Consider the following 250-nt stretch of genomic DNA (forward strand, 5'->3'; position numbering starts at 1 on the left):
GGATCAGGCTCAGCAGATTGCGGTTGTGCAGATTGAGGCTCATCGGGTTTCTCCGTGAAAAAGGGGGGCGGTGCGTCGCGGTGCGCGCCGTTTCAGAAATCGACCGGATCGCGCAGGACCGGACAGGTCATGCAATGGCCGCCGCCGCGCCCGCGGCCGAGCTCGCTGGAGCCGATCGTGATCACCTCGACCCCCGCCTTGCGCAACTGCGTGTTTGTATAGGTATTGCGGTCATAGCCGACGACGGTGC

Annotated in this window: 1 protein-coding gene; it reads right to left on the reverse strand. The window is 64.0% G+C overall.

Annotated features, from left to right (window positions below; all coding sequences use genetic code 11):
- Positions 1 to 92: 92 nt before the first annotated feature.
- Positions 93 to 250: arginine deiminase family protein (locus SB751_RS33505; RefSeq protein WP_410749433.1), on the reverse strand; the 158-nt coding region annotated here is incomplete at its 5' end.

It is taken from the genome of Cupriavidus sp. SIMBA_020, from assembly GCF_046535395.1.
Lineage (GTDB): Bacteria > Pseudomonadota > Gammaproteobacteria > Burkholderiales > Burkholderiaceae > Cupriavidus > Cupriavidus campinensis.